Raw genomic sequence first — 23,500 nt, 5'->3', positions numbered from 1 at the left:
TGAGGTGAGACAACCCTACTGGCGGTAACGTTGCTCACCGTGCATGTACTCAGCGTGAGCTCCCTCAAGGGTGGTGTCGGCAAGACGACGGTGACGCTCGGCCTGACTTCGGCCGCGTTCGCCAAGGGACTGCGCACGCTGGTGGTGGATCTCGACCCGCAGTCGGACGTCTCGACCGGCCTCGACATCAACATCTCCGGCCACCTCAACGTGGCGGACGTGCTCGAGAACCCGAAGGAGAAGATCGTCCGTCAGGCGATCGCCCCCTCGGGGTGGACGAAGGGCTCCCAGGGCAAGATCGACGTCATGGTCGGATCGCCCTCGGCCATCAACTTCGACGGGCCGCACCCGTCCATCCGCGACATCTGGAAGCTCGAAGAGGCCCTCGCCAACGTCGAGCAGGACTACGACCTCGTCCTCATCGACTGCGCGCCGTCGCTGAACGCCCTCACCCGCACCGCCTGGGCAGCGTCCGACCGTGTGACCGTCGTCACCGAGCCCGGACTCTTCTCGGTGGCCGCTGCCGACCGGGCCCTCCGCGCGATCGAGGAGATCCGTCGCGGGCTCTCCCCCCGCCTGCAGCCGCTCGGCATCATCGTGAACCGTGCCCGCGTGCAGTCGCTCGAGCACCAGTTCCGCATCAAGGAGCTCCGCGACATGTTCGGCCCGCTCGTGCTCTCGCCGCAGCTGCCCGAGCGGACCTCGCTGCAGCAGGCGCAGGGTGCGGCGAAGCCCCTGCACGTGTGGCCGGGTGAGTCGGCGCAGGAGATGGCGAAGAACTTCGACCAGCTGCTCGAGCGCATCATGCGCACGGGCAAGATCGGCCCGTACGCCGAGGGCGGCGCGGCCTAGGGCGCGTCGCGCCGCGCGTCGCTGGCGCGTGGGGCGTGGGTCCGTTCGGCTTCGCCGAGGTCGCGCAACACGCCGCTCGCGTTCGCCGAGGTCGCGCGAAACGCCGCCGGGAGCTGGCCCGAACGGCAGAACGTGCGACCTCGCCTCCGGCATGGCGCGCACGACATCGACCGGGAGGCGCGCCTCGCCTCCCTCGCACCGCCGCCGGGCAACACGCTCGGGTTCACCCCGCGAGGTCGCCCGACATGCGGCTCGCGTTCGCCGAGGTAGCACGAACGGCCGCCTGGAACGGGCTCGCGCGGCAGATCGTGCGACCTCGTGGTCGGGGCGGTGTGGCGCCCGCGGAGGCTCGCTCGAGGTCGCACGACGCCCGGCGCGCGCCGAGGTCGCACGATACGCTACGGCTTGCGTGCCGAGGTCGCACAACGTGTCGCACGGAATGGGCGCGCGCGGCAGAACGTGCGACCTCGCGACTCGAGCGGACGCGGACCCGGGCGCGGGCAGGCCCGCCAGCGCGGGACTAGGACGCGCGGGAAGCCCGGCGGGCGGCGAGCTCGTCGTCGGGGTCGGCCGCCGGCGTCGCGTCGAGCTCGACCAGCGAGGACTCGACCTCGCGCAGGACCTTGCCCACCGCGATGCCGAACACGCCCTGACCCCGCGACACCAGGTCGATGACCTCGTCGTCGGAGGTGCAGAGGTACACCGAGGCGCCGTCCGACATGAGCGTCGTCTGCGCCAGGTCCGAGACGCCGGACTCGCGCAGCTGGTTCACGGCGGTGCGGATCTGCTGGAGGGAGATGCCCGTGTCGAGCAGGCGCTTCACGAGCTTGAGCACGAGGATGTCGCGGAAGCCGTACAGCCGCTGCGACCCTGAGCCCGCGGCCCCGCGGATCGTCGGCTCGACGAGCTCGGTGCGGGCCCAGTAGTCGAGCTGGCGGTAGGAGATGCCGGCAGCACGAGCAGCGACGGTACCGCGGTACCCGTTCTGCTCGTCGTGCTCGGGCAGGCCGTCGGTGAAGAGCAGCCCGAGGTCGTACCGGGTCATCTCCGACTCGGTGCCGGGGGTGTCGTTCCCACTCATCAGGCTGCCTTCCACGACGATCGAGCTCCCAACTGAACGTTCAATGACGGGTTGAGAGTTGTTCCGAGGTCCACGGTAGCGACTCGGACCGCTCCGGCGCGGGACATCCGACTCGGCGCGTCCGGCGTGTCGAGGATACGCCCCACCCACCGACGCACACCAGCGGTCGACGAGGGACGAGCCACGACGCGCGTCATGCGTCGAGACGCCCGATCGCCGTGCGGATGAGGTTCGACCGGATCACCTCGAGGTGGCCGGCGATCTCGCGCGCGAGCTCGGTCGCCTTCGCCCGGGACGTGGCGTCACCGCGGCGGGACACCGGCATGAGCGCGGACTCGATGAGCCCGACCTCGCGCTCGGCGACGCTGCGCATCGTGCGGAGGTGTCGCGGTTCGATCCCGGTGCGCTGGAGTTCGACGAGGGCCTTGAGCACCGAGACCCCGTCGTCGCCGTACGTGTCGGCAGCAGGCAGCAGCGACGCCGAGACCGCATCGGCGAGGAGCATCGGTGAGGCACCGGCAGCCCGGACCGTCTCGTCGCGGGTGTAGCGCCGCTCACGCCCGAGGATGGACGGCTTCGGCGCGTCGCCGCCCCCGGGGAGGACCGGTTCACGCCCGGCGTCGAGGTCGGCCAGGTAGTCCTTGATGACCTTGAGCGGGAGGTAGTGGTCGCGCTGCAGCCCGAGGACGACCCGGAGCCGCTCGACGTCGGCCGCCGAGAACTTCCGGTAGCCGCTCGCGGTGCGGATCGGGGTGACCAGCTCGCGCTCTTCCAGGAACCGGAGCTTCGAGCTCGACAGGTCCGGGAACTCCGGCTTGAGGCGAGCGAGGACCTGCCCGATCGTGAGCAGGTCCGGGACCGCGGACCCCGCCCGGGCCGCGGCGGACCGTGCGGCCACTACGCAGTCGCCAGGCGCGCCAGGTCGACCCGGGAGGCGTAGAAGGTCAGGCGGAACTTGCCGACCTGCACTTCGGACCCGTCGGTGAGGAGTGCTTCGTCGATGCGGACGCCGTCGAAGTACGTGCCGTTGAGCGACCCGTTGTCCTTCACGCTGAAGCTCGTGCCGTGGCGGAGGAACTGGGCGTGCTTGCGCGACACAGTGACGTCGTCGAGGAAGATGTCGGCGTCGGGGTGGCGCCCCGCCGTGGTGACGTCCGAGTCGAGGAGGAACCGAGCACCGACGTTCGGCCCGCGACGGACCACGAGCAGCGCCGACCCGGAGGGCAGCGCGTTGATCGCTTCACGTTCTTCGGCGGACACACCGGACTCGGCAGTGAGCGCCGCCCCCATGTCCATGCTGAAGGTCAGTGTGGTGTCGACCAGCCGCTGCTCAGGGGTCTTCTGACCGTCCGGCTGCGGGACCACTGGTTCTGGCATCGTGGACCTCCTCCTCTTGGCGCACCAGCGTATCGGAAACGAGCGGCCGAACGGGAGCCCCGAACGGGGCTGGGGACAACTCGGCAGAACGCGTACAGCGAACGTACCGGGAACACGGATGCGTCAGCGCCCGCGCGCGAGCAGCCACAGCAGGTAGGGCGCCCCGATGACCCCCGTCACCACACCGACGGGCAGCGCGTTCCCCGGGATCGCGAACTGCGCGATGAGGTCGCTCGCCAGCGTGATCGCGGCGCCGACGGCGGCGGTCGACCCGAGGGCGACCCGTCCGCCCCCGACGAGCCTCCGGGCGATGGGGGCCGCCATCAGCGCGACGAACGACACCGGTCCCGCGGTGGCCACGGCGGCGGCGGTCAGGCACACGGCGGTCAGCAGGAGCAGCACCTTCGCGCGGTTCGGCCGGAGCCCGAGCGCCGAGGCCACCTCGTCGCCGAGGGTCAGCACGGTGAGCCGCGAGGACTGCAGGAGGGCGAGCGCCGTGAACACGACGAAGACGACGGCGAGCACCCCGACGAGGTTCCGGTCGACGGCGTTCAGGCTGCCGGAGAGCCAGAGCAGCGCGGTGCCGGCCTGGGTGACCGTGCCGCTCGTGAGCATCCACCCGGTGATGCTCAGGCAGATCGCCGCGACGCCGATGCCCACGAGGACGACTCGGTTGCCGGTGATCCCCCGACGCCACGCGAGTCCGGCGATGACGAGGGAGACGAGGACGGCACCGACGAGCACCACCGAGAACAGGGTCCCGCCGCTCGCGCCGAACAGGACGATGGCGGTCAGGCCCGAGGCGCTCGCGCCCGAGGTGATGCCGATGACGTCCGGACTCGCGATGGGGTTCCGGACGACGCTCTGCACGATGCCACCGGCCACGCCGAGCGACGCCCCCACGAGGATCGCCCCGGCGACCCGGGGGCCACGGAGCTGCCCGATCACGAAGTCCGAGACGGTGTCGCCGTGCCCGACGAGCGCGCTCGCGACCTGCACGGGTGAGAGCGGGATCTCGCCGACGCCGAGCCCGACGAGCACGAGGGCGAGGAGCAGGACGAGGACGGCGCCGAGCACGAGCCACTCGCGGCGCACGGCCGTCACAGGCCCTTCACCGCCCGCGACCGCACGAGCCAGATGAACACCGGCGCGCCGATGAGTGCCGTGACGATCCCGACCTGCAGCTCCCCCGGGTACGCCACGACGCGGCCGATCACGTCGGCGACGAGCAGCAGCGCCGGCGCGACGATGGCCGACAGCAGGATCGTCCACCGGTGGTCCGGCCCGCTCAACCGACGGACGGCGTGCGGCACGGCGAGCCCGATGAACGCGATCGGCCCGGCCGCCGCGACGGCCGATCCGGCGAGGAGCACGGTGACGACTCCCCCGACGGCGCGCACGAGCACGACGCGCTGCCCGAGCGACGCGGCGAGCTCGTCACCGAGCGCGAGCGTGTTGAGCGACCGGCCGAGGGCGAAGGCGATGACGAGCCCGACGAGCACCGGCACCGTGATCACCCCGGCGGTGCCGAGGTCCTTGCCGGCCAGCGCTCCGACCTGCCAGAAGCGCAGCTGGTCGAGGAGGCTCTGGCTCGTCACGAGCACCGCCGTGGTGATCGAGGACAGTGCAGCGGCGACGACGGCCCCGGACAGGGCGAGTCCGACGGGCGACAGCCCCCGACGGGCCACTGCGGCGATGCCGTACACGAGGAGCGCGGCGAGGGCGGCCCCGAGGAAGGCGAACGGCAGGTACGCGGCGGTGCCGCTGACGCCGAACAGCGCGATCCCGGCGACGACCGCGAGCGCGGCCCCGGAGTTGATGCCGAGGACGCTCGGATCGGCGAGCGGGTTCCGGGTGACGCCCTGCATGACGGCGCCGGCGACCCCGAGCGCGGACCCGGCGAGGAGTCCGACGACGGTGCGGGGCACGCGGTTGCCGAGCACGATCAGGCCGATCTCGTCGTTCCGTCCGGGGTGCAGGACGGTGTCGAGCACGGTGCCGAGCGGGATCGGACGGGAGCCGAAGGCCACCGAGAGCGCCACCGCCACGACGAGGACGACCACCGCCAGCACGGTGGCGCCGACGAGGCGGGACACGGAGCTGGGCGCAGGAGGGGTGGGCGACGGCGAACGCATGGGAAGTAAGGCAACCCTAACGGACGACGTCGTACGGCGACCCCCGAGCAAGCCGTGAGCAGCCGCAGGGTCCGTTCATAGGCTCGTCATGGGAACCGGGCCTGTACTCGTACCCATCGACGCCCGACCGGGCAGCCGAGGGACGACCGGAGAGCACTGATGAACGAGACCCCGAACCCCGCCGCCGACGAGAACGGCACCGCCCGCACCGACGCCGCGCAGCCGCAGGCCGGGGCGACGTGGGAGGCACCGCACGCCGACCCGTCGACCCTCCGCTCGGCCTACGCGTTCGACGGCAGCGGCCCGTTCCTCTACGGGCCCGACGGCTCCGGCCCCTACGGCTACACCCCGGACGGCCGCGGCCCGTTCCTGATCGGCAGCCCGTCGCTCCCCGGGTTCCAGCACGGCTGGGTGCACGGCGCCGCCGCAGCGAACCACGCCACGAAGCGGCCCCGGCGACTGGGCCTGATGATCGGCTCCGGCATCGCGGCCCTGGCGATCGTCGGTGCGGCGGGCGGGACCGCGCTCGGACTGTCCTCGCAGCACACGACGACGACCTCGAGCCAGTCGCAGGGCACGACGCTGCCGGACACCGGATCGGGTTCCGGCACCGGCTCCGACGGCAGCGGCACGAACGGCTTCACGGTGCCGGGCGACGGCACCGGCAGCGGGTCGAGCGACGGCGGCAGCGGCACGAGCACCGAGTCCGCGGCGACCGCGGCGACGAGCGCCCAGAAGAAGGGCGTCGTGACGATCAACACCGTCCTCAACTACGACGAGTCGTCGCAGGCGGCCGGCACGGGCATGATCCTCACCTCGAACGGCACGATCCTCACGAACAACCACGTCATCCAGGGCGCGACGAGCATCACGGTCACCGACGAGACGACCGGCAAGGAGTACAAGGCGGACGTCGTCGGGACGGATGCCACCCACGACGTCGCGGTCCTCAAGCTCGAGGGCGCGTCGGGCCTGTCCACGGTGACGCTCGACGACGACGGCGAGCCGAGCACCGGCGACACCGTGACCGACGTCGGCAACGCCGAGGGCACGGGCAACCTCGTCGCCGCCGAGGGCACCGTGACCGCGACCGACCAGGACATCCAGGTGCAGAGCGAGTCGGGCACGGGCACCGAGTCGCTGCAGGGACTCATCGAGGTCGCGGCGGACATCGTCTCGGGCGACTCGGGCGGTCCGGTGCTCGACAGCGAGGGCGAGGTCGTCGGCATGGCCACCGCGGCGTCCTCGGGCACGGCGGACGTCACCGGGTACGCGATCCCGATCACCACGGCGAAGTCGATCGCGGACAAGATCCTCGCGGGTGAGTCGTCGTCGACGATCACCATCGGACTGCCGGCGTTCCTCGGGGTCGAGGTCAGCGGGACGGCCTCGACGGGCGGCGTCGCGGTCGCCGGCACGGTCGAGGGCTCCGGCGCCGCGTCGGCCGGTCTCGCCGCCGGCGACACCATCACGAGCATCGACGGCACGGGCGTGGCGAGCTCGGACGCGCTGACCTCGGCGATCCAGTCGCACTCGGTCGGGGACAAGGTGACGGTCGGGTACACCGACAGCACCGGTGCCGCGAAGACCGTCACGGTCACCCTCACCGCCGGCCCCGCGGCCTAGCAGAGAACGGCTCAGCCGAGCAGCGCCCGCACCACCGACCGGTACACGTTCGCCGGGGAGTCCGTCGCGAAGACGGTCTCCCCGGCTTCCGTGCGTCCGACGCGCGCGAAGCCCTGCCCCGCCGCGTGCACGACGACGATCGGGTTCGGCTTCCCCGGACGACGCAGCGACGACACCGTCCACGGAGCCGCCCAGAAGCGCGCGAGCCGCGGGTCCGCCTCGGCGATCGCCGTCGGCAGGTCGGGGGCGGCGTCCGCCCCGGAGGTCCGACGCCCGAGCAGGTCCGCCCGGAGCGACCCCGTGCGGAACGGGAAGGTCCATGCCGGACCGATGCCGAGCCTCCCGGCCACGAGCGCGACCACGCGCTCGACCGGCAGCTGCGCGATCACCGCGCCCGCCTCGTCCGTCCCGTCCACGACGGTCTCCGACCAGGCCTGGAGGCGCGTGGTGCGCCCGTCGGGCAGCCGCTGTTCCAGGGTGACGGGCTGGGCATCGCCCTCCCACGGCGCGAGGAGCGCCTGCGTCGACTCGGGAAGGGTGCCGAGCCGGCCGACCAGGCCGGACTCGATGAGCTCGCGTCCGGCGGGCGTGCGGAGGAGCGTGGGGTTCCAGCGACGGCCGGCGAGTGAGCGCAGGGTGGCGAGGGCTTCGGAGCCGAGGTGGGTGCCCTCGAGGTCGGCGGCGGGTGCGGGCTCCGGCAGAGCCTCGAGGTCGCGCTGCACCCGCGACGGCGCGGGCTCGGTGGCGCGGACGCTGTCGAGCACGGCGAACACGAGGTCGTCGGTGGCGAGCATCCGGGCGAGGGGCCGCTCGATGGTGAGGTCGACGCGGTGCCGCCCGGTGACGAAGAGCAGGTGCGCTCCCGCGACGTCGCCGCCCTCGTCGGGCCGGACGTACTCGACGAGGCGCGCCGGCGCTCCCGCGGTCCTCCACGGGTCCGAGCCGATGAGTCGGAGCCCCTCGACCGAACCGGGGAGGCGTTCGAGCAGACTCGTGTGCTCCTCTGCGACGGTCCGGTCGCTCGGACGGGATCGGACGGTGAGCACGACGTCGTCGCCGGTGACGCGCAGGTCCGCCTGTGCCGAGTCCTCACGGCGCCACGCGTCGGGGCGGCGGAGGGTCAGGCGGGCGGTGCGGTCCTCGGTGCCGAGTGGGACGGGGACGGCCATGGCACGAGGCTACGTCGGGGCCGGTGCGGGGGCCGTGGCGGCTCGCCGGGCGCGCGCGCTTCCGGTGCGCGCGAGGTCGGACCGGCGGACTCAGGGGCGGCGCGGGCGTGGTGGGGGCGGCGGCGGGACCGGCTTCGCGGCGACGACGTCGGCGAGCGCCACCTCGACCGGGCCCCGGCGGGTGTCGATCGTCACGGACGACGAGGTCCGGGCGACGAGGACCCCGAGCGCGTCCTGCGCTCCCCCGCCGTGGTGCGCCCGCACGACCAAGCGGTCCCCGACCGCGGCGTCCCGGAGGACCCCGAGCGCGAGTGCCCGGGCGATCGCGTCCTGCCCGGTGCCCTCCACGCCCCCAGCGTAGGGCGCGCCTAGAGTGTGGGGATGGCCAAGGCGCGCGTGGACAGCTGGATCTGGGCGGTGCGGATCACGAAGACCCGCTCCGCCGCGACCGCCGCGTGCAAGGCCGGCCACGTCCGGGTCAACGGGGAGCGTGCGAAGCCCGCGCAGCCGATCGGCCCCGGGGACGAGGTCCGGGTCCGGCAGAACGGGTTCGACCGGATCGTCGTCGTCACGGGGATCATCCTCAAGCGGACGAGCGCGCCCGAGGCCGCGAAGCACTTCGAGGACAAGACCCCGCCGCGGCTCCCCAAGGAGGAGGCCGGCTTCGTCCCGATGCGCGACCGCGGTGCCGGACGTCCGAGCAAGCGGGAGCGCCGCGACCTCGAGAAGCTCCGCGGCTACTGACCCCGCCGTCCCGCTTTGCCGTCAGACGAAGCGGACGGTCTGCTGCAGGCGGTCGCGGACCTCGAACACGTCGACGCTCCCCTCGGGCGACCACACGCCACCCAGCACCTGGCCGAGCGCACTGCGCCGGACGACGAGCGCGGTGGGCTTCCGGGGCGAGCCGACGACCTGCACGTCCTCGTCCACCGCGGAGTCCGGCACGACGAGCAGCCGGCCGGTGAACCGCACCCGGGTCTGCTTCTGCACGGCGCGGGCGGCTCGGACGAGCTCCTTCACGGGGCGTTCCCCTGGCGCCAGGGTCTCCCCCGTGATCTCGCCGTGCTCGACGCGGACCGGGGCACCCCAGTCGATCGACTCGACGGCCCACAGGCCGCTCGGGGTGAGGACCGCGTGGTCGAGCTTGCCCTCAGCCCCCGCGTCGAGGTCGTGCCACACCGTCACGCCGATGCCCATCTCGGAGACGATCGACGCGGTCGCCTCCTCGGCGAGCGCCTCGGCCAGCAGCCGTCGGATGTGCCGGGGAGCGGAGCGGATGAGCGTGGGGTCGTAGGGGTCCTCGATGGGGTCCCCGAGGCCGACCCACTCGCGCTCGGCCTGCAGGAAGACCTCGCGCGATCGCCCGCCGGGGTGTCCGTGGGACCGGGCCCGCGGACGTGCATCGCGACGCGCTGCCGGGGGTGCGTAGGCGTCGCGGCCGGTGTCGCTCCTCCAGGCGGAGGAACCGGACGGGCCGGACGCGCTCTGCTGGCTGCCGCGCTGGGATCCCGCGTCGTAGGCGCGGCGTGCGGCGGGGGTGCCGATGCGTTCCCAGGCGATCTGGACCTGGCGGAAGCGGCGGGCGTCGCCGCCGAGGTCGGGGTGGGACTCGCGGGCGGCGCGGCGGTAGGCGCGGCGGAGTTCGTCGTCGTCGGCGGTCGCTCGGACGCCGAGGACTTCGTACGGGGTGGCGTCGGCCGGGCTGTCGGTCATGGCCCTGCGACATTACCCGAGGGAGCGTCGGAGTCCGCCGCGTGGCTGCTGGGTGCTGCCTGGGCCCACGCCGCCGGTTCCGGGGCGACGCGCCAGCGGCGGACCGGCCGTGCCGGTGGGGAGAGGAACGGGTCGGGTCCGGTGCGTCGGCGCCGGGTCTGCGACGAGACACCTGTCGATCGACCGGTGCGGTGTCGCGGGCGGCGTGCGGGACAGGATGGTCAGGCGGCGGCGAAGGTGACGGGGGCCGCGAGGAACGATCCGTACCGGTCGGCGGCGGCTTCGAGGGCGCGGACCGCACCGGCGTCGAGCGGCTCGAAGGGCGTGACGGCGACCCGGACGTCGCGGGTGCGCTCGGTGCGGCTCCAGGTCCCGACGACCCGAGCCCGCACGACGGCCATCGGCAGGAACATGCCGTTGGCGCCGGGGACGACCCGGTCGGCGTGCACGGGGTCGAGCTGGACGGAGCGGTCGGCGTACCCGAGGAGGTACTCGTCGAACCCGGGCAGGAGGTGCCCGGTCGGCACACCCCCGGGGTCGGGTCGGTCGGCGAGGGCGAGGAGTCCGTCGCCGAGGTCCTCCACGGCGTCGCCGGCCACTGATCGGGCACGCCGGACGTCGCCGAGCGGCAACTTCGTCCACGAGGCGGTGTCGGCCTCGGTCACCGGGCCCCTCCCGCGCAGGTGACCGATCAACACCCGCCGCAGGGCCTCGTCGCGGTCGGGCAGGTCGGCCGCCGCAGGTGCCCACTCGTCGAGGAGCACGAGCCCCTGGCCGACGCGGGCGGTGGGCCCCCAGGCGACCATCCCCTCGAGCGCGAGGCGGAGCAGCACGTGGTACCCCAGCCCTCGCGTCGGGTCGATGCCGGCGCCTCGGTAGACGTCGAAGAGGTCGTCGCGCACGAGCGACCGACCGCCGGACAGTGCGTCGGCCGTGGCGTCCCGGGCGGTGCGGAGGACGTCGTCGTCGATGCCGAGCTCGGTCGCACGGCGGGCGATGGAGCGGATCGTCCGATCGGCGGTGAGGGAGAGCAGCAGTCGGAGGTCGTCGGGGCGCATCGCGTGGAGGGTGCCGCGCATCGGCCACGAACGGACGACCTCGCCGCGGTCGAACGCGGCGCGGACGTCGTCTCGGGTGGACCCGGGCGCGCGGACGCCGATGGCCCAGGTGACCTGCCCGAGGTCCTGCCCCTGGACGGCGAGCATGCGTTCCACCACCGCGGTCGGTCCGAGCCCGGGCACGGCGATCCCCTGGGCGGCGAGGCGCATCGCGCGCAGCTGGGCCGGCGTGGTCGTCATGGCACCAGCATCGCCGCCGCGGTCAGGCGACGGCTGCGGTGATCTCGTCGGCGTGCTGCTCGATGTACGCCACGTCGGCCCGGTAGAGGTCGGCGTGCCCGTGCTGCAGGTCGCTGACGAACTTCGGGTTCCCGGCCGCCGCCTCGGTCTCCATGGTCGTGACCAACGCGACGAGGGAGCCGAGGATCGTCTCGGCGAGGACCTCGCGCGACCGGGCGTCCAGCTCGTAGGCGCGGCAGAACTCGGCGGCGCGGTCGAGCCGTTCGTCGAGCGACGGCGCGGTCGACCCCTCGACGACGCCGGTGGTGAACGGTGCGAACCGGTACACGGCACTGGCCACGTCCCAGACCCGTGGCCCGGGGTGCGCGGTGTCGAAGTCGATGAGCCCGACCGCGGCGATGCCGTCGTAGACGCAGTTGTACGGTGCGAAGTCGCCGTGCACGATCGTCTCGGCGGGGTACCGCTCCGCCTGGGACCAGACGTCGCGGTCGTCGTCGCGCGTGAAGGTGGCGGCGGCGTCGTGGTAGTGCCGCAGCAGCCGGGCGGTCGTGACGAGGGCGGCCTCGCTCGCGACGTCCGCCGTCCACGGGTACTCCCCCGCTTCGCCGGGGACGAACGAGACGGTCTCGAGCGTGTGCCCGAGCTCGATCGGTTCCGGTGCTGCGACGAACCCCTGTTCGTGCAGGTGGGCGAGCAGCCGGTGCACGGTCGGCGTCCACGGCCCTGCCGGGCGGTGCACGCGATCGTCGGCCCTGGTGATCCGCTCCATCGGAACCTCCTGTTGTACGTCTCCGTTGACGTGGTGGCCCAGCGTATCCGCCCGTGCACCCCGATGTCGCGGTCCACGTGTGAACAGCGCGTGACACGACCGCATGCATCGTTGCATGCAAGGGGATAGGATCGTCGACCGTGAGCACACCGAGCACGAACACCACCGCCCAGGCAGCGTCCGACCGGGCGTACGACCACGTGAAGCGCGCGATCATCCGCGGCGACCTGCCCGGCGGCACGGCGATCAGCGAGAACGCGCTCTGCCAGGAGATCGGCGTGTCGCGGACGCCCGTCCACGAGGCGTTCCTGCGTCTCGCCGCCGAGGACCTGCTCACCCTCGAGTCCCGGAAGGGCGCCGTCGTCCGGCCGATGTCCCCGAGCGAGGCGGCGGACGTGCTCGAGATGCGGGAGGCGATCGAGTCGACCGCGGCGACCCGCGTCGTCACCGACGGGCGCGTGGCGGACGTCACCCCGTTCCTCCAGGCGATGCTCGCGGAACAGGAGCAGGCGGTCGCGACCGGCGACGTCGACCGGTTCATCGAGGTCGACGCGGAGTTCCACGGTGCCGTCATCGGGGCGTCGCGGAACGCGATCGCCGTCATGTTCGCCCGGACCCTGCGCGACCGGCAGCAGCGGCTGCGGCACCACCTGATGCGGCTCCAGCCGTCCCAGTTGCAGGCGTCCCTCGAGGACCACCGCGCACTGGCCGCCGCGCTCGAGGCCGGCGACGCCCTCCGCTACGCCGAGGTGCTCCGCGCCCACGTCGCGTCGCACCGGGGCGCCCTGTGAGCGCCACCACCGGCAGCGTCCCGACCACCGGCTCGCTCGCGGTCCCGAACGCCCGCGTCCTGCCGTGGGTCGCCATCTGGGGTGCGGTGTTCGTGTGCTCGTGGGGCGGGAACCAGTTCTCGCCCCTGCTGCTCATGTACGAGGAGCGCGCGCACTACTCGTCGCTGCTCGTGAACGTCTTCCTCGGCGTGTACGTGCTCGGGCTCGCGCCGGCGCTCCTCGTCGCCGGGTCCCTGTCCGACCGGCATGGCCGCCGCCCGCTCATGCTCGCCGGGATCGTCTCGGCCGTCGTCGGCAGCGGGCTGCTGGCGTTCGGCCCGCTCGGCGCGGGGTTCCTCATGGCCGGACGCCTGTTCTCCGGGGTCACCGTCGGGATCGCGATGGCGGTCGGCAACAGCTGGGTGAAGGAGCTCTCGCAGGGACGCTTCGACCCCTCGGCCGACGCTGGGTCCGGTGCACGCCGGGCGTCACTGGCGTTCACCCTCGGGTCGGCGTCGGGTGCCCTCGTCGCCGGGCTCATCGCCCAGTGGGGGCCGATCCCGGAGGTCCTGCCCTTCCTCGTGCACATCTGCGTCGCCGTCCCCTTCGCCGTGATCGTCTGGCGCACGCCGGAGACGAGCCGCTCCGGCGGGCTGCCCGGACCCTGGTGGAAGCAGCTCGCCGTGCCGAGCGCCGGGCACCGCCGGTTCACCCGTGTCGTGCTCGTCGCCGCGCCGTGGATCTTCGGGTCCGCCGCGATCGGGTACGGGTACCTGCCGACGAAGCTCGCCGGGGCGACCGGAACATGGGGGCTCGTGTTCGCCACCGCCGCCACCGTCGTCGCCCTCGGGGTGTCGAGTGCCGTGCAGCCCCTCGCCGGGCGGGTCACCTCGCTCCTGTCGGCACGCGGGCTGCTGACCGCCGTGGCGCTCATGACCGCGGGCATCGCCGTGGTCGTCGTGGCGGTCCAGCTGCAGTCCGTCGCGATCGGGCTCGTGGCGAACGTCGTGATCGGCCTCGGCATCGGACTGGCGCTCGTGTCGAGCCTGCTCGAGGTCCAGCGGATCGCGGGGACACGCGACCTGGCCGGACTCACCGGGGTGTTCTACGCGGCGGCGTACGCCGGGTTCCTGGCGCCGGCGGTCATCGCCGCGGTGGCGAACGTCGTGGCGGTGCCGACGATCCTGTGGGTGGTCGTCGGGCTCGGGGTGCTGTCGTGGGTGGCGATCCTCGTGTCGTCGCGGAAGCACATCCCCGCGTAGCTGGAACCGCGCGGTCAGAACTGGTCGCGCAGCCAGCCCGGCCCGTGCACCGCGGCGCCGAGCTCCTCGACACGGGCCCGGAGCTCGCGGTCGGCGGTCACCACGACGACCGGCGTGTGCCCGGCGTCCACCGCGGCCCGGGCAGCCTCGACGATCGCGTCGTCGCCCGGCCCCGGCGCGCGCACGACGGACACCGGCTCGTCCGCGCCCACGGCGTCCCGCGCCGCACCCTCGAGCACCACGGTCCACCGCGGCCACCACCGGTCGAACGGCAGCGCGAGCACCTCGGCCGACACACCCGCCGCGGCGAGCGCCCCCACCGACCCGAGCAGCCGCGACGCAGCCCCCGCGCGGTCCTTCCACCACCCGTCCGGCACACTGCCGACCACGTTCGCCGCGTCCACCACGACGTGCGGTGTCGTCTCGATCCGTGCCCGCAGCGCCGGCCACGACGCCCCGAACCCGGGGTGCAGGGGCAGGTCCTCGACGTCGCCGACGGGCACCCAGGCCAGTTCGAGGCTCTCGCGGTCCGCGATCACCGGTTCGAAGGCCCTGGAGGCGCGCCCCACCACCGTCGTGTACGTCCAGAACCCGAGGTCCAGCACGGCGGTGTGCCGGAGGTCCACGCCGTCCTCGGGTACGCCGGCTTCCTCCGCCGACTCCCGGAGCGCCCCGGTCACGGCGTCCTCGCCGAGGTGGCGGGCTCCGCCCGGGATCCCCCAGGTGCCGCCGTGGTGGCTCCACTCGACGCGGTGCTGCAGGAGCACGCGCCCGGAGCCGTCGTCGACGAGGAGTCCGGCCGCGCCGAACCGCCCCCAGGCCTTGGTGCCGTCGGGGCCGACCGCCCAGGCGTCGCCGGGATCGCGGGGGCCGGGAGGCGGCCCGGGATGCGTGGTGTCTGGCACCCGTCAACCCTGTCACACGGGACCCGTCATGTGACCGGAGACGTCGGAGCCGCTCGTGTACGGTGTCGGTCGAGACACGGGGTGCCGCAACCAGCGGCTGAGATCACACCCGTCGAACCTGCTCGAGCTCGTACTCGCGAAGGGATCGTCCATGCACACTGCTGCGCCCGCCCCCGACTGGGCCCGTCGGACCGCCGAACTCCTCGAGGCCGTCCGCGCCCGGAGTCCCCTGGTGCACTGCATCACGAACACCGTGGTGCAGAACGTCACCGCGAACGTGCTGCTCGCGCTCGGCGCCTCGGCCGCGATGGTCGACGTCGTCACCGAGGCTGGGCCGTTCGCCCGGGTCGCCGACGCCCTGCTGGTGAACACCGGCACGCCGCACGCCGAACCCCGGGCCGCGTCGCTCGAAGCCGCCTCGGCGGCGGTCGACGCCGGCACGCCCTGGGTGCTCGACCCGGTCGCCGTCGGCTCCCTGCCGGTGCGGACGGCCCTCGCCCGGAACCTGCTGGCGCTCGGTCCGACGGTGCTGCGGGGCAACGCCTCAGAGGTGCTCGCGGTGCTCGGTGCCTCGGCCGGTGGTCGTGGCGTCGACAGCACGGTCGGCACCGACGACGCGCGAGCCGCTGCGGTCGACGCAGTGGCCGCCAGGCGCGTGGCCGCGGTGGCCGTGTCGGGTCCGGTCGACCTGCTGGTCGCGCCCGGCATCGGCGTGGTGCGGGTCGCGAACGGCACGGCGCTGCTCACGCGGATCACCGGCGGTGGGTGCGCGCTCGGTGCCGTCGTCGCCGCGTTCACCGCCGTCTCCCCCGAGCACCCAGGCGCGGCCGCCGTCGCCGCGACCGCGGTGCACACGATCGCGGCCGAGCTCGCCGCGCGCGAGGCCGGCGGACCGGGCACGTTCCAGCCGCTGTTCCTCGACCGGCTGGCGACGCTCTCGCCGGACGAGGTCGTGCGCACGGCGCGCATCACCGTGGAGTCCCCGGCGGTGTCGGCGTGAGCGCCGGTGGGTTCGGCGTGTACCTCGTGACCGACCCGGCGCTGTCGGACCGGCACGGCATCGGCGTGCTCGGGGTCGTCCGTGCCGCGGTGCACGGCGGGGTGCGGATCGTGCAGGTGCGCGACAAGGACGCCTCGGCCCGTGACCTGCTGGCGCTGACCGCCGCGGTGGGCGACGCCGTGGGCGACCGCGCGACCGTGGTGGTCGACGACCGGTTGGACGTCGCCCTGGCCGCGCGGCACGCCGGGCACCGGGTCGCGGGCGTGCACCTCGGTCAATCCGACGTCCCCGTCACCGCTGCCCGCGCTCTGCTCGGACCGGACGCGCACGTCGGGCTGACCGCGAACACCCCGGAGCACCTCGCTGCCGTCGCCGCACTCCCCCGCGACACGGTCGACCTGCTCGGGGTCGGCGTGGTGCACCCGACCGCGACGAAGGCGGACCACCCGCCGGCCCTGGGCCACGACGGGTTCGGCCGGCTCGCACGCGCGACGGACGTGCCGTGCGTGGCGATCGGCGGGGTGACGCTCGACGACGTCCTGCCGCTCCGGGCAGCCGGTGCCGCGGGTGTGGCGGTCGTGTCGGGCATCTGCGCGGCTGCCGACCCCGGGTCCGCCGCCGCCGCACTCGTCGCGGCCTGGTCCGGTACCGACGGCCGACGTGCCGGGGGCGACCCGCGCCTCCCGTCAGACGCGAAACACCACGGGGTGGACGCATGAGCATCCCGCGCGTCCTGAGCATCGCCGGGACCGACCCGACGGGTGGGGCGGGGATGCAGGCGGACCTCAAGGCCATCGCGGCGCACGACGGCTACGGCATGGGCGTCGTGACCGCGCTCGTCGCGCAGAACACGCACGGGGTGCGCTCGGTGCACGTGCCGGACGTCGCCTTCCTGCGCGAACAGCTCGACGCGGTCTCGGACGACGTCGTGGTCGACGCCGTGAAGGTCGGGATGCTCGGCACCGCCGAGGTCGTGCGGGTCGTGACCGAGTGGCTCCGCGAGCACCGCCCACCCGTCGTGGTGGTCGACCCCGTGATGGTCGCGACGAGCGGGGACCGGTTGCTCGACGAGGACGCCTCACGGGCGATGACGACGCTGCTCGGGCTCGCCGACCTCGTGACGCCGAACCGGGCGGAACTCGCGGTGCTCGCCGAGCTGGCCACCCTGCACGGACGGGCCCCGGACAGCGCGGAGGACCAGGCGCTCGCCATCGCCCGCACCTGGGACGTGCTCGTGCTCGCGAAGGGCGGCCACGACGACGGCGACACCTCGGACGACGTGCTCGTCGGGCCCGACGGGGTGCTCCGGACGTTCAGCGCGCCACGCGTCCGGACCACGAACACGCACGGCACCGGGTGCTCGCTGTCGAGTGCGATCGCGACCCTCGCGGCCCGCGACGGCGACTGGGAACTGGCCGTCGGCACGGCGAAGCGCTGGCTGACCGCGGCCCTCCGCGGCGCCGACGCCCTGCACGTCGGCACCGGGAACGGTCCGGTCGACCACGGCGCGCTCGTGCGTGCGGAGCGGCCGGAGCCGAGGTGGACCGACCGCTGGTGGGACGACGTCGCCGAGGTCCTGCACGAGACGATCGCGTGCGACTTCCTCGCCGGGATGCGCGCCGGGACGCTCGACCCCGAGGTGTTCGCCGCGTACCTGGCGCAGGACGTCCACTACCTCCGCGCGTACGAGCGGCACCTGGCGCTGCTCGGCTCGTGGACGACCGGGGCCGAGGCCGCGTTCTGGCAGGCATCGGCCCAGGGCTGCGCCGACGAGGCCCGCGACCTGCACCACCGACGCCTCGCCGGCACGCACGCCGAGGACCCCGTCCACCCCGTCTGCGTCGGCTACCTCGCCCACCTGCACGCCGCCGCCGACTCCGGGTCCGTCGGGGTCCTCGCCGCGGCGGTGCTGCCGTGCTTCCGCGTGTACGCGTGGGTCGGGACGCAGATCGGCACGGTCGGGTCGGACCACCCGTTCGCGGACTGGATCGGCGCGTACGGCGACCCGGGGTTCGCCGAGGCCTCCGCGGACGCGACCGCCCGGGTCGAGCGGCTCGCCGCGGCGGCGACGCCGGCCGAGCGCGGCGCGATGACGCGCGCGTTCCGCGCGTCGACGGCGTGGGAGCTCGCGTTCTTCCGGATGCCGACCGCGGTGGCGGACCCGGAGTGTGCCGCCGGAACGACACGCTCCCGCTGAGCGCCGCGGTCCCTGGCGCGGAAGCGACCGGGTGCCGTCACGATTCGACGGCACCCTCTCGCTTTCGCGGGCGGGGGCGGGCGAGGCGCGCGGACGGGCCGACGGGTCGGGCGCGGCGCGCGGACGCGTCGGGCGGGCCGCGCGGACGCGTCGGGCGGGGCGGGCAGCGGCGCGGCCAGGGACGCGGGGCGTCGCGGACGGGAGGCGCGGTGCGGGGCCGACCCGCGCCTCCAGGCCGTCAGCGGGTGGCGGGAGGCAGCCGCACCAGCTCGACCGACAGGTCGCGGCCGTCGACCGCACCGCGCATCCACGTGTGGTCCGGCTGGCGGCGCCGGTCCGTCGGCGAACCCGGGTTGAGCAGCCGCAGCCCCGACGGCGCGACCGTGTCCCACGGGATGTGCGAGTGGCCGAAGACGAGCACGTCGACGTCCGGGTACGCGGCCGTCATGCGACGCTCACGGCCCGTCGCGGCACCGGTCTCGTGCACCAGGGCGACGCGCAGGTCCTCGACGGCGAAGCGCGCCTCGAGCGGCAGGCGGTCGTCGAACTCGGGGCCGTCGTTGTTGCCGCGGACGCCCTCGAACCGCGCCGACCGGGCCTGGACGGCGTCGAGCGTCGCGAGGTCCACCCAGTCACCGGCGTGCACCACGAGGTCCGCGGCGTCAATGTCCGCCCAGAGCCCGGCGGGCAGGTCCTTCGCCCGCTTCGGCAGGTGGGTGTCCGAGAGCAGGACGAACGAGGTCGTCACGGCGTCGTGCGTCCGGGCATCGGCAGCCCCGCCTCGTCCGCGGCGCCGAGCCGTTCGAGGAGCCCGGCGAGGAGCGCGATGTCGTCGTCCGACCAGCTCGCGAGCCGTTCGTCGAGCGCGTCGCGGTGCAGCTGCACGGAGCGTTCGAGTGCGGCACGGCCGGCATCGGTGGCCACGAGGGGCTTGGCGTTGCCGGTCCCGCCGTCGACCGTCCGGATGAGCCCGGCCGCCAGCAGCCCGGACAGCTGCCGCGAGATCGTGGAGCGGTTCAGCCGCAGGTACCGGGCGATGTCGATCGCCATGCAGCCCTCGTGCTGGACGACGAAGTCGACGAGGGACTGGTCGACGACGCTGAGGATCGCCTCCGAGCCGCGTGCCCGGATGCTCGCGCGGCGGGTGATGCGGGCGAGTTCCGTGTACGCGCGTCCGATGTCGCTGTTGCGGACATCGGGCCTCGGTTCGCTCATCGGACGGACTCCAGCCTGTCTGCGCCGGGACCTGCCGGCGGTGTTCGGTCCCGCCACCATACCGGCGGGTACGGATCGCGCCGGCTCAGTGACCCGCCGCGGCGGCCCGCAGGGCGGGGATGTCCAGCTTGACCATCTGCATCATGGCCTCGAAGACGCGGGCGTTGGCCTCGGGGTCGCCCGAGCCGGTCATCAGGTCGCCCATCATCGACGGGGTGACCTGCCACGCCACACCCCAGCGGTCGAAGAGCCACCCGCACCGGCTCGGACGGCCACCGTCGGCGAGCAGGGCGTCCCAGATACGGTCGAGCTCCTCCTGGTCGTCGACGTCCACCTGGAACGAGACCGCGTCGGTGTGCTCGTGCCCCGGACCGCCGTTCATCGCACGATAGGGCTTGCCGAGGAGCGTGAACTCGACGACGAGGGTCTGCCCGTCCGGGGTCTTGCTCACGCTGTCGATGCTGCTGTCGGGGAAGAGCGACACGTAGTGCTCCGCCGCCTGCTCGGCCTGGTCGTCGTACCAGAGGAACGGGGTGATCGTCGGCATGGGCGGGGCCTTCCGGTTCGGCTCAGTCCGCAGCGCCACGGCTGAGCAGGTCTGCCTTCTCGGGGTGTTCGTCGAACCACTTGCCGACGAACCAGCACATCGGGACGATGCGCCGGGTGGAGTTCGCCTCGACGTCGGCGACCGCGAAGTCGACGAGTTCGGCGGCGTACCCGTGCCCGCGGTGCTTCGGCACCGTGTACGTGTGCGGGAACGCGATCGCGTCGCCGTTCTCGCGGTAGTCGAGGACGCTCACGAGTTCGCCGCCGACGTACATCGCGTAGCGGTCCTGGTCGGCTTCGTCGCGGAACTCGTGGTCCATGCCGCCATCATGCACCCTCGGCGCGGGCGCGGGACGCGTCCGGGAATGGGCGGGTCGGGGTCGGGCGTTGCTCGGACACCATGACGACAATCGGCATCATCGGCGCAGGCAACATCGGATCCCAGCTCGCACGGCTGGCGGTGCGGAACGGACACGAGGTGGTGATCGCGAACTCCCGCGGCCCCGAGACCCTGGCGGACCTGGTCGCGGAGCTCGGCGAGGGCGCCCGTGCCGCGACCCGCGACGAGGCGGCCGCCGCTGGCGAGATCGTCGTCGTCACGACCCCGCTCGCCGCGATCGAGACCATCCCGGTCGGCCCCCTCGAGGGCAAGGTCGTGATCGACACGAACAACTACTACCCGCAGCGCGACGGCCACATCGAGGCGCTCGACTCCGAGAGCACCACGACCGCGGAGCTCCTGCAGGACTACCTCCGCGGCGCCCGGGTCGTGAAGGCGTTCAACCACATCGGCGCCGCGGACCTCACCGGCCACGCCTCCGCCGCGGGCACCCCGGACCGTCGTGCGCTCGTGGTGGCCGGGGACGACGCCGACGCCAAGCGGGTCGTGTCGGACCTCATCGACCAGTTCGGGTTCGACGTCGTGGACGCCGGGCCCCTCGCCGAGGGCTGGCGCATCCAGCGCGACACCCCCGGGTACGGCCCGCGGCTGACCGCGGCGGAGCTGCGCGAGGCGCTCGCGTCCGCGGAGCGGTACCGCGACATGTAGGTCGCGACCCCTGCGGGACGGGAGGCGCGGGTCGGCCTGGCACCGCGCCTCCCGTCCCGCACCCGCCCGCCCGCCCGCCCGCCCGCAGCTGCGAGGCGAGACTCGGCCCCACGGACAGTTCCGCGGCCGGTCGGCCACGAAACTGTCCGCCGAGCCGAGACTCGGCGTCGGCGGCGCGCCGGCGCGCCGCCGGCTCAGGCGCCGTCGAAGACCAGCGTCATCTCGGCGAGGTCGTCCTCGGACGGCTCCCACGCCGTCCCGGCCTCGGCGTTCTGCCGGATCTGCTCCGGCTTCGTCGCTCCCGCGATGACGCTCGACAGCCCGGGCTGCGCCAGCAACCACGCGAAGGTCGCCTGCAGCATCGTGACGCCGCGCTCGTCGCAGAACCGCTGGAACTCCTCGAGGATCTCCCACGGCGCGTCCTGCAGCAGCTGCGGCTTCGCCGTGGTGAGCCGCCCGTCCGAGGGGCCGCCGGCCTTCGTGTACTTGCCCGTCAGCAGGCCGTTGTAGAGCGGGAAGTACGGCAGGAACCCGAGCGCGTACGCCCGGACGGCCGGCAGCACCTCGTCCTCGACGCCCCGGGCGAGCGGGCTGTACTCGTTCTGCGCGGACACGAACGCCGTGGTGCCGGCGATGGAGGCGGTGAGCTCGGCCTCGGCGATCTGCCAGCCCGCGAAGTTCGAGTGGCCGATGTAGCGGATCTTGCCCTCGCGGACGAGGTCGTCGAGCACGGACAGCGTCTCCTCGATCGAGGTCACGTCGTCCGGGCCGTGCATCTGGTAGAGGTCGATCCAGTCCGTCCCGAGGCGCTTGAGCGACGACTCGACCGCCAGCCGCACGTACCGCCGGGAGCCCCGCACGCCCCAGTCCGGCCCGTTCACCCCCTGCATGTCCATGCCGAACTTCGTGGCGAGGACGATCTCGTCGCGACGTCCCGCGATGGACCTGCCGAGGAGCTCCTCGGACAGCCCGCGCCGGCCGCCGTAGACGTCCGCGGTGTCGAACAGGGTGATGCCGGCGTCGAGGGCCGCGTGGACGACGGCGTCCGTGCCCTCCTGCGTCTCGGTCAGCGTGCCGGGTCGGCCGAAGTTGTTGCAGCCGATGCCGACGGTGGAGACGACGAGCCCCGACGGCCCGAGTGGACGGTGTTCGATTCCGGTCATGCCCCGACCGTACCGGCGACCCCGGAACTGGGGCTGCGCCAGCCGCACGGGTTGCCGTTAGAACTGACGATGGATCAGCCTACGGAGGGAGCACCGCAGTGGCATCGCATCGCATGCCGGACGAGGACCGGCCGCGTCGCGCCGTCCCCGACTGGGTCACGGCTCCCCCCGAGGGCGCGGCAGACGGCCTGGAGGCGCGACGCGCCCCCGTCGCACCCGCCCCCGCTCCGGAGACGGCCGGCCCCGGCAGCACGCTCCCCGCACCGCCCGCCACACCGGCACTCGTCGACGACGACATCGTGGTGCCCGACTTCCCGCCGGAGGAGCACCTCCTGCCCCCGGCCCCGACCTCGCCCGCGGTGCACACGGTCCCGTTCGACACGGCCTCGGTCGGCCCCGCCCCGGTCTCGCCGATCGACGCCGTCGGTGCCGTCGGTGCCGCGGCCGTCACGCCTGGGGCCGCACCCGCTCCCGCCGCGCCGGCCGTCCCGGCGGGCCCCAGCGTCCCCGTCGTCGGTCAGCCCCGGTTCTCCGTGCCGGGCCTCGAGCACGTCGTCGTCGAGGGGTCGGAACCGGCTCCGTCGGGACCGATCGGGTACCGCACCCCCGCCCGGTTCGCTCACCAGCGCCCCGCCGCTCCGGCCGTCGCGGCTCCGGCGACCGCCGCGCCGGCTGCGGCGCCGGCCTTCGACGCCGTCATCGCTCCGCCAGCGCCCGGGGGCCCGGGATCGACACCGGCTCCCCGTGCGGATGCACTGCCGCCGACCGAAGCACTCCCCCTGATCGACCTGCCGACCCGCGGCTCGGACACGGGACGCGGCCGGTCGACGAGCCCACGAACGCCGAAGGGCACGAAGCCCTCGAAGGGCACGAAGGCCACGAAGGCCGCGAGGCCCGCCCGGCCGTCGCGCACGAGGAAGCCGACCGCGAGGACCGCGACCGACGCGCCCCCGGCGGTGGACGCGACCACCCCGGCTGCCGCGACGGTGCGTGGCGGGGGCGGGCCGCGCCTCCAGGCAGCCGGGACGACGCAGCGGGTGGGGACGACTCCCGGGGCCGTCCTCGGCGCCCTCGCCGGACTCGCCACGCTCGGACTCGGCGCGTGGTGGTTCACCGCCCCCGCGACGGTGCACGGTGTCGGGCTGGTGCTCAGCGTGCTCGCGCTCCTGCTCTCGATCGTGACGCTGCGGCGGCCCGAGGCGACGTGGCAGCGGCCGCTCGCGCTTCTCGGTGCCGTGCTCGGCGGGGTCGGGGTGCTCGTGCTGCTGTGGGCCGTGGCCGCGGCGGTGCTGCCGCTCGTCGGCGTGACCCTGCCGGACCTCACCGGGACGGGGACGGTCCCGACGCTCGCGCCGTAGCGCGCCGCACTGCGCG

General features: G+C 73.9%; 26 protein-coding genes and 1 riboswitch. Of the genes, 10 read left to right on the top strand and 16 right to left on the bottom strand.

Annotated features, from left to right (window positions below; all coding sequences use genetic code 11):
* Positions 1-39: 39 nt before the first annotated feature.
* Positions 40-852, top strand: a complete 813-nt coding sequence (locus tag ACEN8D_RS00585) for a ParA family protein (protein WP_070418636.1) — start codon at positions 40-42, stop codon at positions 850-852.
* A gap of 520 nt (positions 853-1,372) precedes the next feature.
* Here the strand turns inward: ACEN8D_RS00585 and ACEN8D_RS00580 are convergent.
* The 5 genes from ACEN8D_RS00580 to ACEN8D_RS00560 all read right to left on the bottom strand — a co-directional run bounded on the left by ACEN8D_RS00580 (position 1,373) and on the right by ACEN8D_RS00560 (position 5,445).
* On the bottom strand, positions 1,373-1,933 hold the full coding sequence (locus ACEN8D_RS00580; protein WP_070418635.1) for a MerR family transcriptional regulator: 561 nt from the start codon (positions 1,931-1,933) through the stop codon (positions 1,373-1,375).
* 193 nt (positions 1,934-2,126) lie between these two features.
* A complete protein-coding gene (gene ftsR, locus ACEN8D_RS00575; protein WP_071301860.1) occupies positions 2,127-2,831 on the bottom strand; it encodes a transcriptional regulator FtsR in 705 nt (234 codons plus the stop codon).
* Positions 2,831-3,310 carry an FHA domain-containing protein gene (locus tag ACEN8D_RS00570; protein WP_071294956.1) on the bottom strand — a complete coding sequence of 160 codons (480 nt, stop codon included), beginning with the start codon at positions 3,308-3,310 and terminating at the stop codon, positions 2,831-2,833. Before ACEN8D_RS00570 ends, ftsR begins: the two co-directional genes overlap by 1 nt.
* A 123-nt stretch (positions 3,311-3,433) precedes the next feature.
* Positions 3,434-4,414, bottom strand: coding sequence for a FecCD family ABC transporter permease (locus ACEN8D_RS00565; RefSeq protein ID WP_070418632.1), 981 nt, complete (start codon positions 4,412-4,414; stop codon positions 3,434-3,436).
* Positions 4,411-5,445, bottom strand: coding sequence for a FecCD family ABC transporter permease (locus tag ACEN8D_RS00560; RefSeq protein ID WP_139201873.1), 1,035 nt, complete (start codon positions 5,443-5,445; stop codon positions 4,411-4,413). Before ACEN8D_RS00560 ends, ACEN8D_RS00565 begins: the two co-directional genes overlap by 4 nt.
* A gap of 159 nt (positions 5,446-5,604) precedes the next feature.
* On the opposite strand from ACEN8D_RS00560, the gene ACEN8D_RS00555 reads away from it, so the two are divergent.
* The gene (locus ACEN8D_RS00555; RefSeq protein ID WP_413398880.1) at positions 5,605-7,071 is read left to right on the top strand and encodes a S1C family serine protease; all 1,467 of its coding nucleotides are present in this window, start codon (positions 5,605-5,607) and stop codon (positions 7,069-7,071) included.
* Between the two features lie 11 nt (positions 7,072-7,082).
* Here ACEN8D_RS00555 and ACEN8D_RS00550 read toward each other — a convergent pair whose 3' ends face one another.
* Both ACEN8D_RS00550 and ACEN8D_RS00545 read right to left on the bottom strand, forming a co-directional pair.
* Complete coding sequence (locus tag ACEN8D_RS00550) at positions 7,083-8,240, bottom strand: hypothetical protein (RefSeq protein WP_495601113.1); 1,158 nt, start codon at positions 8,238-8,240, stop codon at positions 7,083-7,085.
* Positions 8,241-8,330: 90 nt separating this feature from the next.
* Positions 8,331-8,588 carry a hypothetical protein gene (locus ACEN8D_RS00545; RefSeq protein ID WP_309886806.1) on the bottom strand — a complete coding sequence of 86 codons (258 nt, stop codon included), beginning with the start codon at positions 8,586-8,588 and terminating at the stop codon, positions 8,331-8,333.
* 33 nt (positions 8,589-8,621) lie between these two features.
* Here ACEN8D_RS00545 and ACEN8D_RS00540 point away from each other — a divergent pair, with 33 nt between their 5' ends.
* Positions 8,622-8,984: an RNA-binding S4 domain-containing protein gene (locus tag ACEN8D_RS00540; protein WP_070418630.1), complete on the top strand. Its 363-nt coding sequence runs from the start codon at positions 8,622-8,624 to the stop codon at positions 8,982-8,984.
* Positions 8,985-9,005: 21 nt separating this feature from the next.
* Here the strand turns inward: ACEN8D_RS00540 and ACEN8D_RS00535 are convergent, their stop codons facing one another.
* The 3 genes from ACEN8D_RS00535 to ACEN8D_RS00525 form a co-directional block, all read right to left on the bottom strand.
* Positions 9,006-9,953 (bottom strand): J domain-containing protein, encoded by a 948-nt coding sequence (locus tag ACEN8D_RS00535; protein WP_070418629.1) that lies wholly within the window; start codon positions 9,951-9,953, stop codon positions 9,006-9,008.
* A 221-nt stretch (positions 9,954-10,174) separates the two neighbouring features.
* Positions 10,175-11,251 carry a winged helix DNA-binding domain-containing protein gene (locus tag ACEN8D_RS00530; protein WP_413399401.1) on the bottom strand — a complete coding sequence of 359 codons (1,077 nt, stop codon included), beginning with the start codon at positions 11,249-11,251 and terminating at the stop codon, positions 10,175-10,177.
* A gap of 22 nt (positions 11,252-11,273) precedes the next feature.
* Positions 11,274-12,020, bottom strand: a complete 747-nt coding sequence (locus ACEN8D_RS00525) for a phosphotransferase enzyme family protein (protein ID WP_070418627.1) — start codon at positions 12,018-12,020, stop codon at positions 11,274-11,276.
* 140 nt (positions 12,021-12,160) lie between these two features.
* Between ACEN8D_RS00525 and ACEN8D_RS00520 the strand changes: the two genes are divergently transcribed.
* Both ACEN8D_RS00520 and ACEN8D_RS00515 read left to right on the top strand, forming a co-directional pair.
* A complete protein-coding gene (locus tag ACEN8D_RS00520; protein WP_217637344.1) occupies positions 12,161-12,811 on the top strand; it encodes a GntR family transcriptional regulator in 651 nt (216 codons plus the stop codon).
* Positions 12,808-14,052, top strand: coding sequence for an MFS transporter (locus ACEN8D_RS00515; RefSeq protein WP_413399400.1), 1,245 nt, complete (start codon positions 12,808-12,810; stop codon positions 14,050-14,052). The genes ACEN8D_RS00520 and ACEN8D_RS00515 overlap by 4 nt, the downstream gene beginning before the upstream one ends.
* 14 nt (positions 14,053-14,066) lie before the next feature.
* On the opposite strand, the gene ACEN8D_RS00510 is transcribed toward ACEN8D_RS00515, so the two are convergent.
* The gene (locus ACEN8D_RS00510) at positions 14,067-14,957 is read right to left on the bottom strand and encodes an NUDIX domain-containing protein (protein WP_413461548.1); all 891 of its coding nucleotides are present in this window, start codon (positions 14,955-14,957) and stop codon (positions 14,067-14,069) included.
* Between the two features lie 67 nt (positions 14,958-15,024).
* A riboswitch (TPP riboswitch) is annotated at positions 15,025-15,120 on the top strand.
* Between ACEN8D_RS00510 and thiM the strand changes: the two genes are divergently transcribed.
* From thiM to thiD, 3 genes are all read left to right on the top strand, one after another.
* The gene (gene thiM / locus ACEN8D_RS00505) at positions 15,109-15,957 is read left to right on the top strand and encodes a hydroxyethylthiazole kinase (RefSeq protein WP_413400183.1); all 849 of its coding nucleotides are present in this window, start codon (positions 15,109-15,111) and stop codon (positions 15,955-15,957) included. (Overlaps the previous riboswitch by 12 nt.)
* The gene (thiE, locus tag ACEN8D_RS00500) at positions 15,954-16,676 is read left to right on the top strand and encodes a thiamine phosphate synthase (RefSeq protein WP_495601112.1); all 723 of its coding nucleotides are present in this window, start codon (positions 15,954-15,956) and stop codon (positions 16,674-16,676) included. The genes thiM and thiE overlap by 4 nt, the downstream gene beginning before the upstream one ends.
* The gene (gene thiD, locus ACEN8D_RS00495) at positions 16,673-18,154 is read left to right on the top strand and encodes a bifunctional hydroxymethylpyrimidine kinase/phosphomethylpyrimidine kinase (RefSeq protein WP_495601111.1); all 1,482 of its coding nucleotides are present in this window, start codon (positions 16,673-16,675) and stop codon (positions 18,152-18,154) included. The genes thiE and thiD overlap by 4 nt, the downstream gene beginning before the upstream one ends.
* Positions 18,155-18,392: 238 nt before the next feature.
* Here thiD and ACEN8D_RS00490 read toward each other — a convergent pair whose 3' ends face one another.
* The 4 genes from ACEN8D_RS00490 to ACEN8D_RS00475 all read right to left on the bottom strand — a co-directional run bounded on the left by ACEN8D_RS00490 (position 18,393) and on the right by ACEN8D_RS00475 (position 20,235).
* Positions 18,393-18,902, bottom strand: a complete 510-nt coding sequence (locus ACEN8D_RS00490) for a metallophosphoesterase family protein (protein WP_070418621.1) — start codon at positions 18,900-18,902, stop codon at positions 18,393-18,395.
* Complete coding sequence (locus ACEN8D_RS00485; protein WP_070418620.1) at positions 18,899-19,369, bottom strand: MarR family winged helix-turn-helix transcriptional regulator; 471 nt, start codon at positions 19,367-19,369, stop codon at positions 18,899-18,901. The genes ACEN8D_RS00490 and ACEN8D_RS00485 overlap by 4 nt, the downstream gene beginning before the upstream one ends.
* Before the next feature lie 85 nt (positions 19,370-19,454).
* A complete protein-coding gene (locus ACEN8D_RS00480) occupies positions 19,455-19,916 on the bottom strand; it encodes a VOC family protein (protein ID WP_070418619.1) in 462 nt (153 codons plus the stop codon).
* A 22-nt stretch (positions 19,917-19,938) separates the two neighbouring features.
* Positions 19,939-20,235: a GNAT family N-acetyltransferase gene (locus tag ACEN8D_RS00475; protein ID WP_070418618.1), complete on the bottom strand. Its 297-nt coding sequence runs from the start codon at positions 20,233-20,235 to the stop codon at positions 19,939-19,941.
* 80 nt (positions 20,236-20,315) lie between these two features.
* Between ACEN8D_RS00475 and ACEN8D_RS00470 the strand changes: the two genes are divergently transcribed.
* A complete protein-coding gene (locus ACEN8D_RS00470; RefSeq protein WP_413400002.1) occupies positions 20,316-20,963 on the top strand; it encodes an NADPH-dependent F420 reductase in 648 nt (215 codons plus the stop codon).
* Between the two features lie 194 nt (positions 20,964-21,157).
* Here the strand turns inward: ACEN8D_RS00470 and ACEN8D_RS00465 are convergent, their stop codons facing one another.
* Entirely contained in the window at positions 21,158-22,126 is a 969-nt protein-coding gene (locus ACEN8D_RS00465) for an aldo/keto reductase (protein WP_413461937.1), read from the bottom strand.
* A gap of 98 nt (positions 22,127-22,224) precedes the next feature.
* Between ACEN8D_RS00465 and ACEN8D_RS00460 the strand changes: the two genes are divergently transcribed.
* Positions 22,225-23,484: a hypothetical protein gene (locus ACEN8D_RS00460; RefSeq protein WP_495601110.1), complete on the top strand. Its 1,260-nt coding sequence runs from the start codon at positions 22,225-22,227 to the stop codon at positions 23,482-23,484.
* Positions 23,485-23,500 lie beyond the last annotated feature (16 nt).

Source organism: Curtobacterium sp. Curtsp22, from assembly GCF_059492135.1.
This window is presented reverse-complemented; position numbering and strand designations above follow the sequence as displayed.